The sequence below is a fragment of the Nocardia heshunensis genome, from assembly GCF_054782115.1.
Genome location: NZ_BAAGTC010000039.1, coordinates 1 through 579, shown reverse-complemented (window position 1 = coordinate 579; position 579 = coordinate 1). Strand labels below are relative to the sequence as shown.

Annotated in this window: 1 protein-coding gene; it reads right to left on the bottom strand. The window is 46.8% G+C overall.

The features are described 5' to 3' along the window. Positions 1 to 579, bottom strand: a 579-nt coding sequence (locus ACYVN4_RS45015; RefSeq protein WP_460730441.1) for a phage/plasmid primase, P4 family, incomplete at both ends; no start/stop codon positions are given.

Below are 579 nucleotides of genomic sequence, written 5' to 3'. Positions count from 1 at the left end.
TCTAATCGCAACCCATCGTTAGGCTCGCTGGAAGTAACCAGCCGGGCACCTTCAAGTCGGGCAATGTCTGAGTTAGCAGCGGAACTAGAATTTTTTACCATGATCGAATCCGCCTGCATCGATCGGGCGTAGTTGCCCAGAGTGTCTGCAATGGTATCAATGAAGATTGACTTACCATTCCGGCCGTTCCCGTAGAGAATGAACATGACTTGTTCCTTTGTGGAACCAGTGAGCGAGTAACCCACTGCCTTTTGCACATACTCCATCAGTTCCGAATCATTATCGAAAATCTGGTCAAGAAACTGTGTCCACTCCGGCGCGTCAATCGTATCGGTATACTCCACTGCCGCTTGCCGTGAGAATAGTTTTTTTATGTCGTGGTCCTTCAAAATCCCACTTGAGAGGTCCACATAACCATTGGCAACATTGAGAAGCGTCTTATCACTATCAAACTCACCATGAAGAACCGGAACCCGGTGTTTCAGCTCTTCCATCATGGCTTTCTTACCCGCATTGGAACGGGATTTCTTGATATGGTCATGAAATTTAGTTTCAGCTTTTTCCTCAGTTAATCCACTG